We start from the raw sequence: 19,120 nt of genomic DNA, 5'->3' as shown, positions 1-19,120 counted from the left end.
GTCTGAATAATCCGAAAATTGAAAAATAAATGACAGTTTATTAAAATGAATTCGACTTTTGTCATTTATTTTCAACTGATCAGTTACCCGTCCTATTTATAATTCAGATTTGTTGGCAAAAACTTCTCAACAAATTCTACCGATTCATTTTTACGTTTCGCATAATCTTCAATCTGGTCTTTGCCAATTTTTTCGAGACTGAAATAACGCGACTCAGGATGCACAAAGTACTGTCCCGAAACAGATGCATTTGGATACATAGCAAAGTGCTCGGTAAGCGAGATGCCGATTTTTTCAGCGTCGATCAGTTTGAACAAATTTTCTTTTTCAGAGTGCTCAGGACAAGCAGGGTAACCCAATGCCGGACGAATTCCCTGGTATTTAATTTTCAGGATATTGTCGAGCGACAGATTTTCTTCAGGTGCGTAACCCCAGTAATTTTTGCGAATTTCAAGGTGCAGCAACTCTGCAAATGCCTCGCTTAAACGGTCGGCCAAAGCTTCCACCATAATGGCTTTATAATCGTTGTGTTCTTCGCGGAACTGCTTGGTCCATTTCTCTATGCCGATTCCTGCAGTGGTGGCAAAACCGCCGCAATAATCAACTTTTCCCGATTCTTTTGGAGCAACAAAATCGGCCAGTCCAAAATTAGCGACACCTGGTTTTTTCTTCTCCTGCTGACGAAGGTGATAGAAACGTCCGATCTCTTTTTCGCATGATTTATCTTCGTAAAGAACTACGTCGTCGCCATCCGATTGCGCCGGCCAGATACCGAATGCAGCATTGGCCTGCAGCATTTTTTTCTCTATAATTTCATCCAGGAATTCATTCCCTTCTTTAAAAAGCTTCTTAGCTTCTTCGCCTTGTTTTTCATCAGCCAGAATTTGCGGATAATGGCCTTTTAGTCCCCAGGTGATGAAGAAGAATGTCCAGTCGATATAATTTCTCAGCTCTTCAAGTGGGAAGTCGATCAGGTGTTTTACGCCCGTAAAATTCGGTTTATAAATTGGCGTATTATTCCAATCGATCGGGAATTTATTCTCGCGTGCCTTTTCGAGACTTAAGTATTCTTTTTCCCTGCGTTTTCCCTGGAATTCGCGAATCTGTGCGTATTCAGCGTTAAGATTCTCAATGAACTTTTCATTCTTCGAAATCAGGTTCGAAACCACATTAACAGCTAACGAAGCATCTTTTACATGAACTACAGGAGCCGAATATTCAGGTGCAATTTTAACTGCCGTATGAATTTTAGAAGTGGTTGCACCGCCGATCATCACCGGGATATTCATTTTGCGGCGTTCCATCTCTTTGGCAATCTCCACCATAATTTCAAGCGAAGGAGTGATCAAGCCACTCAGCCCGATTACATCCACCTCGTTTTTAATGGCTTCATCTAATATTTTCTCAGTTGGAACCATAACACCCAAATCGATGATTTCGTAGTTGTTACATCCCAATACCACACCAACAATGTTTTTACCAATGTCGTGAACGTCGCCTTTTACGGTGGCCATCAGCACTTTTTTCTGCGATGTACTGTTTTTAAATTTCGCTTTATCCGCTTCAATAAACGGCAGCAAATAAGCCACAGCTTTTTTCATCACACGTGCCGATTTGATCACCTGTGGCAGGAACATTTTTCCTGAACCAAATAATTCGCCAACGATGTTCATTCCATCCATTAACGGACCTTCGATGATATTCAATGCCGGAGAATATTTTTCAACGGCTTCGGCCATGTCTTCGTCTACAAATTCCGGCAAACCTTTTACAAGCGAGTGTGCAATTCGTTCCTCAAGCGGTAGTTCGCGCCATTCATCTTTTTTCTCTTCTTTTTTCGAAGTCGACTTCAGGTTTTCAGCAAACTCAAGCAGTTTTTCAGTTGCATCCGGTCTGCGATTTAACACCAGATCTTCAATTTTTTCAAGGAAATCTTTTGGAATTTCATCGTAGATCTGCAACATTCCCGGATTTACAATTCCCATGTCAAGTCCGGCCTTGATGGCATGAAACAGGAACACCGAGTGCATGGCTTCGCGCACCACATTGTTTCCACGGAAAGCAAACGAAACGTTACTTACACCCGCGCTGACTTTTGCCAACGGCAGATTTTCTTTTATCCATTGTACCGATTCGATGAACGAAACGGCGTAATTGTTATGCTCTTCAATTCCGGTACCGATAGTCAGTACGTTTGGATCGAAAATAATATCCTGTGCCGGCAGCCCAACTTTCTCGGTAAGAATTTTATAGGCTCGGCTGCAAATTTCTTTACGCCGTTCGGTGTTGTCGGCCTGTCCTTTTTCATCAAAAGCCATAACGATAACGGCTGCACCGTAACGTTTAATTTTTTGTGCCTGCTCAATAAAAACTTCTTCGCCTTCTTTTAAGCTGATTGAGTTTACAATGGCTTTTCCCTGCAAACATTTTAACCCGGCCTCAATCACATTCCACTTCGATGAGTCGATCATGATTGGCAGTTTGGCAATGTCAGGTTCGGCCATAATCAGGTTCAGGAAAGTCACCATTTCCTTTTCGGCATCCAACATGGCATCGTCCATGTTTACGTCGATTACCTGCGCACCATTTTCAACCTGATGGCGTGCAATCGTAAGCGCTTCCTCATATTTTTCTTCGCTGATCAGTCGTGCAAATTTGCGTGATCCGGCCACGTTACAACGTTCTCCGATATTCAGGAAGTTGGTGTTTTCAGTGATTGTAACCGGCTCCAGTCCACTAAGTTTTGTGTAAGTGTCAGCTTCGGCGCGGTGGTGCGGATTTGCTTTGGCAGCCATATCGGCAAAAGCTTTAATATGTGCGGGTGTTGTTCCACAGCAACCACCGATAATATTTACGTAGTTGTTGTCGAGGTATTTTTTGATATGCCTGGCCATAATTTCCGGCGTTTCGTCGTACTCGCCAAACTGGTTTGGTAATCCCGCATTTGGGTGTGCACTAATGTGAAACGGTGCTTTGCCGGCCAGTTCTTTAATGTAGGGCTGAAGGTCGGTAGCTCCCAACGAACAGTTTAGTCCGATACTTAATAAGTCAACATGCGAAACCGAGTTCAGGAAAGCTTCCAGCGTTTGACCTGAAAGTGTTCGACCACTGGCATCGGTAATTGTTCCCGAAACCATCAGCGGGATATTTACACCTCTGGCATCAAGCACTTCTTCAATGGCAAAAATGGCTGCCTTGCTGTTCAAGGTATCAAAAATTGTTTCGATTAGTAACAGATCAACTCCACCATCGAGTAAAGCTTCTACCTGTTCGCGATAGGCAACTTTCACCTCGTCGAATGAAATAGCACGATAACCGGGATCATTCACATCAGGCGACAGTGATAATGTTTTATTGGTAGGACCCACTGATCCGGCAACGTAACGTGGTTTTTCAGGATTAGCTTCGGTGAATTTGTCCACCAGTTTTTTTGCCACTTCCGCCGAAGCCTTATTCATTTTATAGACATACTCTTCGGCATTATAATCGGCCTGGGAAATGCTGGTTGCATTAAATGTATTGGTACAAATAATATCAGCACCTGCTTCCAAATAAGCCTCATGGATTTCTGAAATTACATCGGGGCGGGTAAGCGACAACATGTCGTTGTTCCCCTTTTGATCACTGGGATGATCTTTTAACAGTTCGCCCCTGTAATCCTCCTCGCTCAGTTTATATTCCTGAATCAGAGAACCCATTGCTCCATCCAATACCAATACTCTCTTTTTGAGTTCTGCTCTTATGTCTCTTTTAATTGTCATTTTTTCTCTCTTTCAATTTCTACGTAACCTTTGTTTGTCTGTTCTCCCCTTGAGGGGATTAAGGGGTGATTTTATGCTTTTTCTAATTCGTCGATATGAAGTTCCAACGATATCTGCACATTGCGAATATTTTTTAAAATTTCCTCATTATGAAATCTTATAATCTTATATCCCATCTTCTTTAAACTGTCTTCCCTATTCCTATCCTTGTTTTTCTGAAAAAGATGAATTGTTCCGTCCAGTTCTATAATCATCTTCAATTCTTTACAGAAAAAATCTACAATATAATTTCCTATTGGTCTTTGTCTTAAAAAAGAATACCCTTTTAGTTGTTTTTGTTTTAAAACTTCGTCCCATAAAATGGCTTCTGCCAAAGTCGAGTTATTGCGAAGTTTTCTGGCATATTCTTTTAGATTTTTGTTGTAATTGTTATTTGAAAAACCTTCAGACATGGATTCAATGTTATATTCTCATCCCCCTAACCCCCTTCGAAGGGGGAATTGAATATGCTGATTATATTTATTTTATCATCGTTTGTTTCTTTCTACTTTAATATCCGTATTTCGTTGTCTCCTTTAATCCCAATCTTATCTTCACAAATAATGAGCAACGATTGTATTTCTTCAAAATTTTCTGCCTGTTTAATCACCTTCTCAACATGATTCGGTGTTTTAACCTTGTTGCCAAGTGCGGTTGCCAATGCATCTGCCATTAGAATATCCTCGCAAACCACCACCACTGCATCAGCTTTACCATAACTTAACGACGGTCCAACTGTTCCGGCCGAAGTACAAATTCCAAAGGTACGACTCCCTGCTGGAATTACCAGCCCAATGCGCTCAGAGAGAATCGATTCACCTGCAAAAACAGATAAAACCAGTTCATCTTGTAAAAGCACATAGATGTCGCCGCCGTTTTCAACTAACAGTTCCTTCACCGAAAAGTTTTTACAAATTTCTTCGCCAATTTCGCGGGCAAATAAACCGGCCACTGCCGACATCGGACCAATTCCGGCTTTCTCGGCAGCCAGCGCCATTTCTTTTGCTTCTTCCGGGGCAAAGTCGGATGGCTGAAATGGTTTCAGGCTTTTTTTGAAAAACGGTTCTTTTTCGATGTAATCATCGAAGGTTTGTCGCAATGTTTTCATCTTTGCCAAAGCCACTTCCTGCATCTCTTCTTTGTAGGAAGCAGGATCAATTCCGATCCAAAGGTCAGTTTCCAGATGTTTTACTTCGAATCCTGTAAAGCGTTCGGTATTAAACTGGCTGCGGTATGTACGTTCTTCAAAAAGTTTCATCGTTTTAAATCGTGATAAAGTGAAAACGTTTCTTTCTATCTAAAATCAATCTCAAACAAATTTAGCGGGCAAGCAGGAATACAAAGTTCGCAAACGACACATTTGCTCTTTTCGAATTCCAGTTTCCACGATTGTTTGTTCATATTTAAAGCTCCGGCAAAACACACGGCGGTGCAGTTTCCGCAATCGATACATTTCTCCTCCTTCCAGCGAATACGTTTGTCCAGTGATTCGCAGGTAATTTTGTGGCTTCTGATGTATTCAACACCGTTCTCAATATTTTCTTTTGTGCCTTGCAGTTCAAGCAAAAGACTCCCGCTTTTTCCGGGATAAACTTCCGCCTTAAGAATATTAATTCGGATATCGTACTCTTTTACCAGGTGATAGGTAAAAGCTTTGTCGCCGCTTTGCGGAGGAAAGTTCAGTATATATCTTCTTTTAATCATTGTCAACCTCCGTTTCTTTTAATCCGTTTAATGATGTATTCGTTGGGAACATCTGCACCGGTTTAGTTACTTCGAATTCCCCGTTCAGCAACCATTTCTTCAATTCGTCAGCAATTTTGCGTGCTTTTTTCAAGCTGGCAACAGGCGCTGTTCTAATCTTTTTGCCTTTCACTTTTATGGTTCCCGATTGCAATTCCTCGTAGGTAACTTGCCCAAGTTTTGGCGTTCCAACCGTTCCGTAATCAAGTACCGAAGTCTCAATCTGACTGTTATTAATAGATACGCGTTTGGCAATGTCAGCATTCAGAACCGGGATAGGAATTCCAATTCCCACAAACATACTCACACCATATTTCTCATACGACGCCGCTTGAATGTACTCGGGTGACATTTCTTTCAGGTTACCCATAACCGCAATTGTCGCGGCATTCGTAACCGGAACTCCCAGCTCGTTTTTAGGTTTTGTGGTGTGAAATTGCGTTCCCGGCCAAACAACAAAACCTTGCGTACCTCCTAAAAATATGCGGGTTCCGAGTCCGATTGTTTTAAACTCAGGATCATTCAACAGCGGGCTTAATTCACCCGAAGTGGAGTAGGTAGCATTGCGTAAATTGGGTAACAAAGTACCCATGTAGGTATGTTTTATCCATGATGTGGTATTAACAGCCACATTGTAATTCTGGTAAGCGTTTCGCGGATTAAAAAGCGTAAACTCGTTTACAGTATTGATGTTGATCTTGGTTTTTATATGCTTCCGTGGATAACAATCGGTTCCTTTTGCCCAGGCTTCCAGAATTACATCTTTTCCTTCCAGTAAATCCTGAATAACATGTGCTCCGCCATACTCCGGATTGTCGGGATCGCAGGCAGTTGCTCCGATGTATGAATCTACAGCAGCCAGTCCTTCGTAACACGGAACACCGTTCAAACGTATTTTCTCCATTCGGATTGGCGGATCGGCATGTCCAAAATTTATAATGGCACCCGATGAGCACATTGCCCCAAAGGTTGCTGTGGTTACAACGTCTACTTTCTCAACTATTTCTTCGGGCGTTAATTCTTTCGCCATCTCCGCAACTTCTTCGGCGGTTAAAACAACTGCTTTTCCAGCCTTCAGTTTTTGATTAATTTCTTCGTACGATTTTGTTTTCGACATATTTTTTAAGTCGGAAGTTGGAAGCTCGAAGTCGGAAGTATATACTTTCGAAATCGGCTACCACTTTCATTTTTAGTTTTTTGATATGGATTTTTCACAATGCTATTTAAGGCGGTTAGAACCGCTGGCGCATACACATATTTGCCCCGTGCAGATAGCTTGTAAAAAATAATTTGTAGTGCAGTTTCTTCATCGATCGTGTTTAAATTATAATTCCGTTTCCGGCCGGGTATTGGCACCTTTTTATCCGTCGGTTGACAGACAAGGTTGCCAGAGTTTCGCAGAGCCCGATCTCTCCACTCTTCTGTATAACCAAACACCCTTATTGAAAGAATATTTGATGCGACAAAGATAGTTGATTTTGTGATTTGACAAATAAACCTCAACTTGTAGTTAAATAATTAAAGATATTTTGAACCATTATTTTAAGTAATTAACTTATGACAAACAAAATCTTACCCATTCTGCTGCTATTTTTTTGCTTCGCATGTTCTCCGAAACTGGATAATGATACCTACAAAAAGTTCAAAAACAGTGGACAGGAAATAACTGCAAATGTGCAAGCTGTACTTCTTAGTAACGTGGGGAAAGCCATTCAAACCGGTGGACCAGAATATGCTGTTGAGTTTTGTAACCTTGAAGCAGCTTCAATTGTAGATAGTTTGAATGGAGTATTCGACTGCAACATTTCAAGAGTTTCTGCTAAAAACCGGAATCCGCAAAATGCGCTGAGTACAGAACAGGAAAAGGAGATGTGGAAACTTTTTACGGAACAACAACTGGCTGACACGCTTTTACAAAGTGGTAGTAACCTGGTATATTATAAACCGATAAAAATTGGGATGCCGGCTTGTTTGAAGTGTCATGGAAATCCGGAAACCGATATTAATCCGGCAACAGGAGCGAAGTTGCAAGAGTTATACCCGGCCGATCTGGCAACGGGTTATCAGTTAAATGATTTTAGAGGACTGTGGAAAGTTGAGTTTACAAAAGCGAAGTAACTGCCATAAAAGACAACAGGCATCTCACAATGGAAATGCCTGTTTCTGAAAGTTAGCGATCGATGTTTTCAGGTCTCTTAATCGCTCTAAGTTTATTTATTTTAAAACAAAAGTGTCTTGTAATCCTTCCTCTGAATTTGGACCAATCCAAATATAAAAATCACCGGGTTCAATCACATATTCTTTACCGTTAAAAAACTGAAGATCTTCAGCTTTTAACTCAAAGTTAACTGTTTTTTCGTTGCCCGGTTTCAAATTGATCTTTTTAAAACCTTTTAATTCTTTAATAGGTCGGGTAATACTTCCAACTTTGTCGCGAATGTAAAGCTGAACAATTTCTTCGGCCTCGTAGTTGCCAACGTTTTTAATATCGGCAGAAACGAATATTGTGCCGTCAGCCGAAATTTCATGAGCCGAAAGTTTCAGGTTGTTGTATTCAAATTCGGTGTAACTTAAACCAAAGCCAAAAGGCAGAAGTGGTGTAATACCGTAATCAATATGCATCGATTTAAACCCAAGCGACAATTGTTTTGAGTTACGCGGAATATCATCGATATAAGTAACATCGTTCTCGGTAGCTGGGCGGCCGGTGTTTTTACGATAGTAGTAAAACGGAATCTGCCCGGCACCTTTTACAAAAGTTACAGGTAATTTCCCAGAAGGTGAGTAGTCGCCAAAAACAAGATCGGTAATTGCCGGTCCTGCCATTGTTCCCGGATGCCATGCATAAAGTACCGCATCGGCCATATCCATTTCGGCTCCAATTCCCAATGGTCTTCCGGCCATAACTACCAAGATAAGAGGTTTGCCTGTCTTTTTCAGTTCCGTAATCAGTTCGGTTTGAACACCGGGAAGATCAATAATTCCACGGGCATTTGCTTCACCCGAAAGAATGGATTCTTCTCCGGCAAAGAATATAATGGCATCCGAACGCTTTGCAGCGGCAATGGCTTTTGCAAATCCTTTTGTTGATTTATCGCGACTGTATTCCAATCCTTCGGCATAGTTCATTCTGCTTCCAAGAATCTTTTCAAAAGCTTCTTTCGGAGTTGTTGAGTCTTCGCCTTGTCCATCGAAAATCCATGTTCCCAGTTGATCGCGACCTGCATCAGAAAGTGGTCCGATTACCGCAAGCGAACGAATACTTTTTGAAATGGGCAATGTATTTCCTTTGTTTTTCAGCAGTACCATACTTTTACGTGCCACTTCGCGCGACACTTCCAGATGTGTTGGTGCCAAAATTGTATCGGTTGAAACATGGTTGTCGTAGGGTTTTTCAAACAATCCCATATCCTGTTTAACACGCAGAATATTGCCAACATAATTGTCGATTTGCGTTTCAGTGATTACGCCTTCCTCAACCAGAGTTTTTAGATTTTCTGCGTAACAGGTTGTTGCCATTTCCATATCGACACCTGCTTTTGCTGCAATTTCAGCGGCTTGTTTTGTGTCGGCGGCAAATCCGTGGTTGATCATTTCCGGTATCGATCCCCAGTCGCTGACTACCATTCCTTTGTAGTCCCACTCATCGCGCAAAATTTGTTTAAGCGTGAATTCGTTGCCGGAAGTTGGCACTCCGTTTAAGTCGTTAAAAGCCGACATAAATGTTAGCACTCCTGCATCGGCAGCGGCTTTAAACGGGCGAAGGTGAACGTTTCGTAATAAGGGCTCAGGAATGTACGTGGTATTATAATCGCGACCGGCTTCTGACATACCGTAACCCACAAAATGTTTGGCACAGGCTGCCACTGCTGTCGGATCGCTTAAATCGCCCTGAAATCCTTTCACCATTGCCGCTGCGAACTCAGCAGCCAACAGTGGGTCTTCACCACAACTTTCGGCAATTCGTCCCCAGCGCGGATCCCAGGTTACATCCATCATCGGGGCAAATGTCCAGTTAATTCCCATCGATGAGGCTTCAACAGCCGCAATTCGCATTGCTTTTTCAGCCAAGTCCGGTTCCCACGACGAAGCCATTCCCAAAGGGATAGGGAAGATGGTACGAAATCCGTGAATAACATCGCGTCCGAAAAGCAAAGGAATACCATGTTTACTTTCTTCAAGTGCAACGCGTTGGAACTCTGCCACCCTTTTGGCATCAACCATATTCAGAAATGAGCCTACTTTGCCTTCTCTGATGGCCTGTTTTGTCGCTTCATCGTCGCCGAAAAAGCCGTCGTTAACCTGTTGCATCTGGCCGATCTTTTCCTCAAGCGTCATCCCGCTCAACATGCTATTGATCTTTTCTTCAACAGGGTCGGCATTATGCGTTGAATTTGCAGAACAACCGGCTAACAATCCAATTCCTGCAATTAATGATAAAATTCTAATCTTCATTTTACTATATTTTGATTTACATTTCCTGGTATACCCGAACATAATCTACTTCCATCGATTGAGGGAAGATAGCGTTGTCGATTCCCTGGGCACCACCCCAGTTGCCACCAACAGCTACGTTCAGAATAAAAAATTGTGGTTTGTTGAAAGGCCAGTTATCATTAGTTTTGTTTGCAGGGGCATAACGATGTGTTACGTTTTCGGGCGAATCGGTATAGAATACCAGTTCCTTCTCCGTCCAAAACAGACCGTAAACATGGAATTCTTCTTCTGCGGTTTCAAGCGTTTTATTGTTGCCACTTCCATTTCCTCCGTATCCGGCTGAAGTGTGGACTGTTGCATGAATGGTGTTGGGTTCGTAGCCTACATATTCCATAATATCAATTTCGCCGCAAGCCGGCCAACCCACGCTACCGATATCGGCGCCCAGCATCCAGATTGCCGGCCAGATTCCACGACCAGAAGGAAGTTTGGCGCGAATTTCCATTCGCCCGTAGGTAAACTCTTTTTTGCCGCTGGTAATTATTCGTGTGGAAGTATATGAACCGGCTACTGTATCGTCGTTTAATTTTTTAGCGGTTATGGTTAAAATGCCATCCTGAACACTGGCATTACTGCCATTGGTATAATTTTGTAGTTCGTTGTTTCCCCAACCACCCGAGCCGGTTTCAAAAGACCAGTTGTCGGTATTTACTTCGTTTCCATCAAAATTGTCTACCCAAACCAACTCCAATTTCGAGAAGTAGTCGGGGTCGTTGGCAGCAATTGAAATATTTTGTGTTGAGGAGAACGTCTCCCCGTCTTTTGTAACCACTAATTCCACCGAATAAGTTCCCGCATACGGGAAATAGGCCTGCGTTGTGCTCTCGTTTTCGATGATTTTGTTTCTGAAAGTCCACTGAAACGAATCATAATCGCCAATGGTTGTATTTTCAAGATGTACGATGTTGGGATTTTCTCCATCGATGTTAGCTGAAAAATCGACAGCAAAATCGGTGTGCGTAACCGTAACCGTTTTGGAAACCGATTTAATTTCGTCGTCCTTATTTGTCACCTGCAGCGTAACCTGGTAGTCGCCTGCTTTAGGATAGTAAGTGGTAAATTCTTCTGTTTTCGAAATGGTGGTTTCGGTACTTCCGTTACCAAAATTCCATTCCATTCGCCAGTATTCTCCTTCGGTTTCGTTGGTGTACCGAACGTTGTTTTCATCAATAAATGAATACGAAAAATCGGGTGAGAAGCTTGCACTTGCTCCATCTTCGCTGCAGCCGTTTAGTGGAGTAACAAGGATAAGAAACGCCAGGAGGAATAGCCAGTTTTGTTTGTTGAATGATTTAAGCATAGTTTTAGTTAATTAGTATTTTTTCAGAATAAGATTGTCGACCATTTTCGATTTTAACCAGGTACAAACCCTTCGTGTATCCCGAGGTATTTATTTCAGTTGTGTTACTGAAAGTGCCCTGCATAACTGGTTTTCCGGCGATGTCGAGTAGTTTAACGTTGTATTCGCCTGTAGTTTTGCAGCTGACAGTAAGGTTTTCTTTTGCCGGATTGGGATAGATTTGAAACTCACGGGATGCTGTTTGACTGATTCCCACGTTAATATCTAGTTTGTAAACCCGCAGCCAATCAATAAAAACGGAGCATGGAAATTCTGCTTCAGCATTTACAGGGCCACCGTAAGAATAGTCGCTTCCGGTAACGCCGGCACTTAAAATCGGGTACATTTTGTGCTCGAAAGGATGCCATTCGTAAAAATGGTTGGAGTATTCGGAAATACCAACCCGTTTCCCTTCGCGTGTTAAAACCGCCGACTGATCTTCGCCGTCAATCGAGAAAGCGCCACCGTCGTTCAGGTAGTGGATGTGGTAAACATTGTCGTCGATAAAAAACTCAATCCGGTCGGAATACCAGTCAATTCCATATTCATGAAATCCATAACTTCCGGCATTCGGATCGTTTTCATCCGGCGGATAATTTCCGTAGCTAGGCTCGGCAGGATTTGGTACTTGTTGCGTTTCGTAACTGTAATAAAAACCTTTGTGTCCGTGGTTCCAGTCGGCCCATTCGTTGTTCTGCCAAAACCAGGCATAGTGCACGCTGCCGAGATTATGAAAGGGAATAGATCCAACGTATTCCATAATATCGATTTCGCCACCTTGCGGCCACATCAGGCTGTTCCAGCCTGCAGGAATTTCATCGGGCATCATCCAAAATGCAAAACCTTGTCCCATTTGTTTTACGTTGCGCGGATGTATTCGGGCAACAATACGATGTCCCGGTCCCCACGATTTTTTTCCTGCTGTATTTAAACGGGCACTCGTATAATTCCTGTCGATGTAAAATTCTTTTCGTGTTGTAATTACCAGGCATCCATCTTCTGCGCCCGGCTCATCGTTACTAAAACTGATGTTTTCTTCGCGGTTGGTGGCACGATCCACCTGCCCGGTGCCAAAATCGCCGTTTACCCCGGTGCCGGTTTCAATATTCCAGTTCTCCAGGTTAAGTTGACCGGTGTTGAAATTGTCTTCCCATAACAATTCGCCAACCTGAGCAATAGCTTTCAGGGTGGAGAAAAGAATAAATACTATGAAAAGACTATATCTCATTTGTTCTGTGAAATTATAATTTATTGAATTTCAGAGCTGTTTTTATGGTTGGCGATTTTTAAAATCGAACCTGTTTTACAGCAATTAAAAGGTTATATACCGCCTTTTGGGTAGTACGAAATTTTATTGATGATAAAAAAGGGGAGAGAAACTCTCCCCAATCTATCTAAACTATCAAATAATTTACTGGCTCATCAGCCATTAAATATCTAAACTGTATGGTTTGCGTTATTCAGCAGGTACAAATACCCAGGTCCAGCCGGTCGCCCATGCTGCATCCGGAACAAAAAGTACCATTTTGTCGGCAGTCAATTCAACGATATTGAAAACGCCAGCATTACCACCTCCATCCATCGATCCTAATAAATTAGCAGGACCATCAATGGTTAACTTTGTGTAATCGCTGTTGAATTTGAATGAACTTCCTGTAATTGGATCACCCGCGGCATCAGCATAGTATGTGTAGTTTGCTCCGCCAGCTAAGTCGAATACCATTTTACCGGCAGCATCGGCAGGAGGGCAGCAATCGCCGGCTGCATTCCACCAAATTGCCCAGGCATTTGCTGGGTCAGACATAAACCACCAGGTGCCACCATCAGCTGCAGGACCTCCGTCAAAAACCCAGGTTTTACCTTCGAGATCGTCGCCTACCAGTAAATAATAGGCCTCAGGAAGCGCTTCATCCAACTGAGTAATTTCAACCGAAATCTCTTTTTCGATGTACTCCGTTGTTGCCGGTTCGTTGTCAGGCATGTACGGAGTGGTTACGTGATAGGTGAAAGTGTGTGTTCCGGTAAATGGGAACACAACCTCAACGCGGTCGGTGTATTTTTTATCGATGATGTAATCCCAGTATCCGGTAACACCTTCGGTATTCATTTGTAACGATAATTTGTTACCTCCATCGGTAGCTTGAACAACCTGCAGCTCAATATTTTCAGGATCAAAACTATTGGCCAGCATATCCCTGTCTTCGATGGGATCGCAGGAAGAAAACATCAAAACAATGGCCATCAGCGAAATGGCAGCTATATTCTTTAATTTCATCTCTTTCATTTTTTTAGTTTTCAATTTTATTACCATCCCGGGTTTTGTTCGTAAACACCGTTCGACAAGCGCAATTCAGATTCAGGAATTGGCACCAGACCTTTTGTTTCGGTGCGGTAAGAAACCTGGTAAGGAGCTTCAACTCCCGAGTTGTTTACAGTAATCTGATCGTTGTAGAAGTTGTTTCCTGTTTCAACATCTCCCCATCTTACCAAGTCGAACCAGCGTAGTCCTTCAAAAGCGAATTCGTGTAAACGTTCAGCTTTAATTGCCTCCAGCGAGTAGGTTTCGGCTTCCAGTCCGGCACGTGCACGAACCTGGTTCATTCCATCAGCGGTTCCGGTTAATTCAGAGTGCATCAATAATACATCGGCGAATCGCAGGTAGTAGAAATCCTGTGCTGCCCATAACTGCATCGGATCACCGTTTGACATGTCGTACAGGTAGTAGAACATACCTCTTACTCCGTCAGGACCGTCGTGCTGCAATGTGGTGTATTTTTTATTTACCAAACCGGTATTCTGGTCACCTTTACCAATGTTCCAGTCGGCCAATCCCATGTTCGAATCTTTTGAGTTCAGGTTCAAAACCGAACCTTCTTTTCGTGGATCGTCGTCAGACCACTGTGCATAGAAATCTGAGTGTACGGTTCCCCATCCCCATCCTTGTCCGAACGGAACCATCGAGTGGTCGCGGATTCCGAAGAAAAGAGGCACACGGTTGTTGAATTTCTGTCCTGTTCCGTTGTCGTAGTTCCAGTTACCCAGCCCATAACGCAGTGCGAACATCACTTCGTAGTTTCCTGTTCCCAAAGTTGCATTTGGACCATCTTGTCCAACCCATGCTAATGGAACTGCAGGATCGGCATTGTCAGGATTTTCAGCCCAAGGTAAAACCGGGTTGTTACCATCAGCGTTGTATGTTCTGGCACTCTCGTTAACATACGAGTAAGGCCACAAATTACGGAAATCACTTGCCAGTTGGTAACCACTGTTGTTTATCACATCTTCAAGCAGAGAAATTACTTCGGATTTTGATATGCTTCCACCATCTGTCAATGGCAATACATCTGTTGCTTGTCCTTCAATGTTTGTCATATAACCGGTGTAGTACAGGTACGCACGGGCAATGTAGCTTTTTGCCACCCAAACATTGGCATGTCCGTAATCAGATAAAGCATAAGCGTCGGCACTCATTTCAGGCAGTGTCTCAGCTGCGTTTTTAAAATCTGAAGCGATAAAAGCCCAGGTTTCAGCCAACGATGCACGAGGTGCACTACGATCTGATTCGGAAGTTGCGATTATTGGCATACCTCCAAAGAATCGGGCTGCTCTGTACATCAGGAAACCACGCATAAAATATGCTTCGCCCAAAGTATTGTTTTTGAAAACTTCTGCTTCTTCGGCAGTATCGAAATAGGCCGAAAAATCGCCATCGGTTGTTGCCTCAATAATTGCATTCGCTCTACTTACGCCGTTATAAGTTTCAACCCACAAATCGCGGTAAGTATCTTCTGAAGGATCCTGGAATTGATCCACGTTTTTTGCCGAAACATCATCAGGACCACCGCCACCAAGCATTACATCGCTTAATAAGTTTGCTGCCAGGTGCTCGTTGCTATGTACGCCGCTAACAAACAGTGCATTGTAAACACCATTCATAGCTTCATTGATATCGGTTGGAGTACGATAAAAACTGTCGAGGTTTTTATTATACAAGTTGTCGGTATCGAGGAGATCGGAACACGAAGTGACCATGATCATTACCCCAACTGCCATTATATATAATAACTTCTTCATAATTTGTTCTTTATTTTTATTCACTATCTCTGTTATTTTGGAATAGTTGATCACAATTAAAATGTTACGTTAACACCAAACATTACTGTGCGTGGTAACGGATATAATCCCAAATCAACGCCGGATGCCCATGAGTCAGGTGCATAACCTACTTCAGGATCCATTCCGTCGTATTTTGTGAATGTATGTAAGTTGTTTACAGATACGTATACTGCTGCTGCTCTCATCCATTCAACGTTAGCCAACATTTTGTCGAATCGGTATCCGATAGTCAGGTTGTTGATACGAATGTAATCAGCATCGTGCATGTAAATATCAGATATCAGCTGTGTGTTAGCAGTTGTTGCGTATGTTAATCGTGGAATTCGGTTTGAAGTTCCTTCTCCGTGCCAGCGATCAAAGATCTGAGTGGTGTAGTTTTGTGTCAACTGGTCGGCAAACGAACGATACGATTGCATTACCTGAAGACCAAATTTTCCTGATAAAGCAGTGTTTACGTAGAATCCTTTGTACTCGGCATTTAACTGAATACCCATCTCGAAATCAGGAGTTGGTTTACCCAGCATTACTTTATCGTTGTCGTTAATAATACCGTCTCCGTTTTGGTCAACAAAACGAACATCACCCGGTTTGCGAGGAGTATCAGGTTCGGCTTCAATTACAATCGGAGCACCATCGGCAGTAACGTAAGCATCAACATCGTTCTGGTTTTGGAACAAACCATCAGTTTTGAAACCGTAGAAGAATCCAATTGGTTGTCCTACTTCCACTCTTGAAATGTACGATGTTCCCTGAGAAAGAACATGTCCGGAACCGGTAATGATTCCTTCGGCGTTAGCCAGTTTTGTTACTTCGTTTTTATTGTAAGAACCGGTTAAGGTTGCGCCGTATTTAAAATCTGAAATGTTGTCGTTCCAAGAGAATACAAATTCGAAACCGGTATTTTGAATGTCACCACCGTTAATGTATGGTGCACCGGCTCCAAAGGTTCCTAAAATAGGAGCAACTACTAACCAGTCTTTTGTAGTCTTTTTATACCAGTCGAGAGTTACGCCAAATCTTGAATCGAGGAAACGTGTATCAACACCAAAGTTTAACTGCTCCGAAGTTTCCCAGGTTACATCAGGGTTTGGTACGTTGGCAGGAATTGCTGCCTGCTGTGGTACATCTTTGTTTGGTCCGAAATAATATCCCTGATCCTTGTAGGCGATGTTCGAACTGTAAATAAAGTTATCGATGTTTTGGTTACCGTTCTGTCCCCAGCTGGCACGTAATTTACCATAGTTGATAAAGTCAAGATCGCTCATAAAATCTTCTTCGCTGAAGTTCCAACCTGCAGAAACTGATGGGAAATAACCCCAACGATTTCCTTTGGCAAAGTTCGATGAACCGTCAGCACGCATGGTAAAGGTGGCCATGTATTTTTCTTTGTAGTTGTACGAAAGACGACCCATGTACGACATTAAACCACCACCCTGAGCGGCATAGTCGGCACCCCAGGTGCTAATGTCACTTACCACTTCCGGGTTGTTGGTGTTATTTAGGTAGGCGTGTTCAGCATCGCCAAAAAGCGTGTTGTTTTTGCTACCACCAACATTCATGTTCAGTGTATTTTTCAACATCTCGGTTCCAACTAAGGCTGAAAATTTATGTTCTGAAATGCTAAAATCGTAAGAAGCTGTATTTGTCCAGGTGTAATTTACTCCGCTGTACATATCCATTTGAGTACCGTCGGAAGTGTTTTGATACTGGGTTGCAAACTGGTAGGTTTGTCCATACGAACGGCTGTGACCAAACCATGCATCCATACCGAAAGAAGATCTGAGTACCAAACCTGTAATTGGTTCCAATTCGGCGTAAACGTTACCTACAACTGTATTTCCTTTGCTCCAGCTGTTATTGTGGCGGTAATACATTTGCGCAACGGGATTGTGGCCTCCCATCGAAACGCCTTCCAAAGTTGGCGAATAACCGTTGGTCCAGTGGTTGATATTTTCGTTATCCCAGTACAAAGGCATCAATGGATTTGTTACCAGCGCGTTGTGCAGGTCGTTCCAATAGATGTTTCCTGTTGCGACCGAACGGTTTTCAGTATTTGTATAAGTAAAGTTCTCTCCAACATTCAATAATTTCGAACCGTCGGCTTTTCTTTTCAAAACAAAGTTGGTGTTCAAACGGGCAGTCATACGCTTATAACCGGCGTCGGTTATTTCTCCACCAATCAAACCTGTCTGGTCGAAATACGAGAAACCTGCAGAATAAGTAATGTCGGTTGAAGCACCTGTAATGTTTATAGAGTGGCTTTGAACAGGCGCATTATCCTGCGTCATTTCGTCAATCCAGTTGGTACCTTCCCAGCCGCTTTGCAACTTGTCCCAAACATACTGACCGTATTCAGTTCCCAGACTTCCGGGGAAATTTGTGCTTAAGAATGTATTTCCGTTAACAATAAGGTTTTCCCAATCGAACAATGCAGAACCATCGTTCGAACGTGCTTCGTCCATAATGTACATGTATTCCTGAGCATTTAAAACGGGTAGTTTTTTGTAGATGTTCTGAACACCGTAATATCCGTCGTAAGTAATTTCAGGAGAAGATCCTTTTGTTCCTTTTTTTGTTGTTACCAGGATTACACCGTTGGCAGCACGCGATCCGTAAATAGCAGCTGATGCCGCATCTTTAAGCACGTCGATCGACTCAATGTCCGAAGGGCTTAAGTAGTCGATATTACCAACTGATACTCCGTCAACAATATAAAGTGGCGAAGCATCACCTATTGTACCGGCTCCCCTAATGGTTACTTTAGTACCTGCTCCTGGAGCACCGTTGTTCCGGGTAATGTTAACACCCGATGCCATACCTTGCAGTGCTTCCATTGCATTCGAGGTATTCAACTCTGCCAGTTGTTCTCCTTTAACATTAGCGTTTGCTCCGGTTACCAGTGCTTTCTTCTGAACACCATAACCTACAACCACTACTTCGTCAACATTAAACAATTCCGCCTCAAGCTGAACGTTAATTTCCGTTCTTCCGTCAACATTAACCGTTTGCGGTTTCATACCAATGTATGAAAAAATAAGTACAGCATCAGCCGGTGCTGAAAACTGATAATTACCATCAAAATCGGTTACTGTTCCATTTGTTGTTCCTTCAATTGTAATCGTTACCCCGGGTAGAGGCTGTTTATCATCTGCAGAAGTCACAACACCTTTTATCGCAATTTCCTGAGCATAGGCACCCACGGAAAAAAATGCGACTAAAAGCAACATGAGAATTTTTCTCATCATTAGTTTTTCTTTCATAGATCTGAATTTGATTATTATAAAATGTAAAGTCTTACGCACATTCAAGTTGTGCGAATTGGATTAATAGTTTCTTGAATAAAAGTTGTGGTCACTATTCGGGGGAATGAAGTGTCAAGTTTTAAGTTCATCTTATTTTACAGTTCAGTTATTTGCCAAATTATCATTGCCCTTTTAAGAGCATATTAAACTTGTCTGGAAAGCAAATATGTGGTAAAAGTGAACTTTGATAAAAAAAATGACCATCACAATAATACATCATTCGTATTTTATGATTACGTCAAAAATACATCACAAAAAATATAAATAGCTATTAAACAGTCGTTAGAAAAATGGAATATTGTGAATGTAGTACCTCAAAATAA

Annotated in this window: 12 protein-coding genes and 1 riboswitch; of the genes, 1 reads left to right on the top strand and 11 read right to left on the bottom strand. The window is 42.4% G+C overall.

Annotation, left to right across the window (positions count from 1 at the left end; all coding sequences use genetic code 11):
• Positions 1 to 92 precede the first annotated feature (92 nt).
• The 5 genes from metH to SLH46_RS00135 all read right to left on the bottom strand — a co-directional run bounded on the left by metH (position 93) and on the right by SLH46_RS00135 (position 6,660).
• Entirely contained in the window at positions 93 to 3,761 is a 3,669-nt protein-coding gene (metH, locus tag SLH46_RS00155; RefSeq protein WP_320279103.1) for a methionine synthase, read from the bottom strand.
• 71 nt (positions 3,762 to 3,832) lie between these two features.
• Positions 3,833 to 4,213, bottom strand: a complete 381-nt coding sequence (locus tag SLH46_RS00150; protein WP_320279102.1) for an endonuclease domain-containing protein — start codon at positions 4,211 to 4,213, stop codon at positions 3,833 to 3,835.
• A gap of 92 nt (positions 4,214 to 4,305) precedes the next feature.
• Entirely contained in the window at positions 4,306 to 5,058 is a 753-nt protein-coding gene (locus SLH46_RS00145; RefSeq protein ID WP_320279101.1) for a UPF0280 family protein, read from the bottom strand.
• A 35-nt stretch (positions 5,059 to 5,093) separates the two neighbouring features.
• Positions 5,094 to 5,504, bottom strand: coding sequence for an NIL domain-containing protein (locus tag SLH46_RS00140; RefSeq protein ID WP_320279100.1), 411 nt, complete (start codon positions 5,502 to 5,504; stop codon positions 5,094 to 5,096).
• Entirely contained in the window at positions 5,497 to 6,660 is a 1,164-nt protein-coding gene (locus SLH46_RS00135; RefSeq protein ID WP_320279099.1) for a homocysteine biosynthesis protein, read from the bottom strand. The genes SLH46_RS00140 and SLH46_RS00135 overlap by 8 nt, the downstream gene beginning before the upstream one ends.
• 204 nt (positions 6,661 to 6,864) lie before the next feature.
• Positions 6,865 to 6,975, bottom strand: a riboswitch (SAM riboswitch).
• Between the two features lie 125 nt (positions 6,976 to 7,100).
• Here SLH46_RS00135 and SLH46_RS00130 point away from each other — a divergent pair.
• Positions 7,101 to 7,661, top strand: a complete 561-nt coding sequence (locus SLH46_RS00130; protein WP_320279098.1) for a Tll0287-like domain-containing protein — start codon at positions 7,101 to 7,103, stop codon at positions 7,659 to 7,661.
• 96 nt (positions 7,662 to 7,757) lie between these two features.
• Here the strand turns inward: SLH46_RS00130 and SLH46_RS00125 are convergent, their stop codons facing one another.
• From SLH46_RS00125 to SLH46_RS00100, 6 genes are all read right to left on the bottom strand, one after another.
• On the bottom strand, positions 7,758 to 9,998 hold the full coding sequence (locus tag SLH46_RS00125) for a glycoside hydrolase family 3 N-terminal domain-containing protein (protein ID WP_320279097.1): 2,241 nt from the start codon (positions 9,996 to 9,998) through the stop codon (positions 7,758 to 7,760).
• A gap of 16 nt (positions 9,999 to 10,014) precedes the next feature.
• Positions 10,015 to 11,340: a family 16 glycosylhydrolase gene (locus SLH46_RS00120; protein WP_320279096.1), complete on the bottom strand. Its 1,326-nt coding sequence runs from the start codon at positions 11,338 to 11,340 to the stop codon at positions 10,015 to 10,017.
• A 4-nt stretch (positions 11,341 to 11,344) separates the two neighbouring features.
• On the bottom strand, positions 11,345 to 12,607 hold the full coding sequence (locus SLH46_RS00115) for a T9SS type A sorting domain-containing protein (RefSeq protein WP_320279095.1): 1,263 nt from the start codon (positions 12,605 to 12,607) through the stop codon (positions 11,345 to 11,347).
• A gap of 228 nt (positions 12,608 to 12,835) precedes the next feature.
• The gene (locus SLH46_RS00110; protein ID WP_320279094.1) at positions 12,836 to 13,654 is read right to left on the bottom strand and encodes a hypothetical protein; all 819 of its coding nucleotides are present in this window, start codon (positions 13,652 to 13,654) and stop codon (positions 12,836 to 12,838) included.
• Between the two features lie 29 nt (positions 13,655 to 13,683).
• Entirely contained in the window at positions 13,684 to 15,453 is a 1,770-nt protein-coding gene (locus SLH46_RS00105) for a RagB/SusD family nutrient uptake outer membrane protein (protein WP_320279093.1), read from the bottom strand.
• Between the two features lie 56 nt (positions 15,454 to 15,509).
• Positions 15,510 to 18,755 (bottom strand): SusC/RagA family TonB-linked outer membrane protein, encoded by a 3,246-nt coding sequence (locus tag SLH46_RS00100; protein ID WP_320279092.1) that lies wholly within the window; start codon positions 18,753 to 18,755, stop codon positions 15,510 to 15,512.
• Between the last annotated feature and the right edge of the window lie 365 nt (positions 18,756 to 19,120).

Origin of the sequence: Draconibacterium sp. IB214405 (assembly GCF_033963885.1) — a bacterium.
Taxonomy (GTDB): Bacteria; Bacteroidota; Bacteroidia; order Bacteroidales; family Prolixibacteraceae; genus Draconibacterium.
This window is presented reverse-complemented; position numbering and strand designations above follow the sequence as displayed.

What these genes read in the sequence shown, in the direction of transcription:
- metH (WP_320279103.1), bottom strand. Translation starts at nt 3,761, where the DNA reads ATGACAATTAAAAGAGACATAAGAGCAGAACTCAAAAAGAGAGTATTG.
- SLH46_RS00150 (WP_320279102.1), bottom strand. Translation starts at nt 4,213, where the DNA reads ATGTCTGAAGGTTTTTCAAATAACAATTACAACAAAAATCTAAAAGAA.
- SLH46_RS00145 (WP_320279101.1), bottom strand. Translation starts at nt 5,058, where the DNA reads ATGAAACTTTTTGAAGAACGTACATACCGCAGCCAGTTTAATACCGAA.
- SLH46_RS00140 (WP_320279100.1), bottom strand. Translation starts at nt 5,504, where the DNA reads ATGATTAAAAGAAGATATATACTGAACTTTCCTCCGCAAAGCGGCGAC.
- SLH46_RS00135 (WP_320279099.1), bottom strand. Translation starts at nt 6,660, where the DNA reads ATGTCGAAAACAAAATCGTACGAAGAAATTAATCAAAAACTGAAGGCT.
- SLH46_RS00130 (WP_320279098.1), top strand. Translation starts at nt 7,101, where the DNA reads ATGACAAACAAAATCTTACCCATTCTGCTGCTATTTTTTTGCTTCGCA.
- SLH46_RS00125 (WP_320279097.1), bottom strand. Translation starts at nt 9,998, where the DNA reads ATGAAGATTAGAATTTTATCATTAATTGCAGGAATTGGATTGTTAGCC.
- SLH46_RS00120 (WP_320279096.1), bottom strand. Translation starts at nt 11,340, where the DNA reads ATGCTTAAATCATTCAACAAACAAAACTGGCTATTCCTCCTGGCGTTT.
- SLH46_RS00115 (WP_320279095.1), bottom strand. Translation starts at nt 12,607, where the DNA reads ATGAGATATAGTCTTTTCATAGTATTTATTCTTTTCTCCACCCTGAAA.
- SLH46_RS00110 (WP_320279094.1), bottom strand. Translation starts at nt 13,654, where the DNA reads ATGAAATTAAAGAATATAGCTGCCATTTCGCTGATGGCCATTGTTTTG.
- SLH46_RS00105 (WP_320279093.1), bottom strand. Translation starts at nt 15,453, where the DNA reads ATGAAGAAGTTATTATATATAATGGCAGTTGGGGTAATGATCATGGTC.
- SLH46_RS00100 (WP_320279092.1), bottom strand. Translation starts at nt 18,755, where the DNA reads ATGAAAGAAAAACTAATGATGAGAAAAATTCTCATGTTGCTTTTAGTC.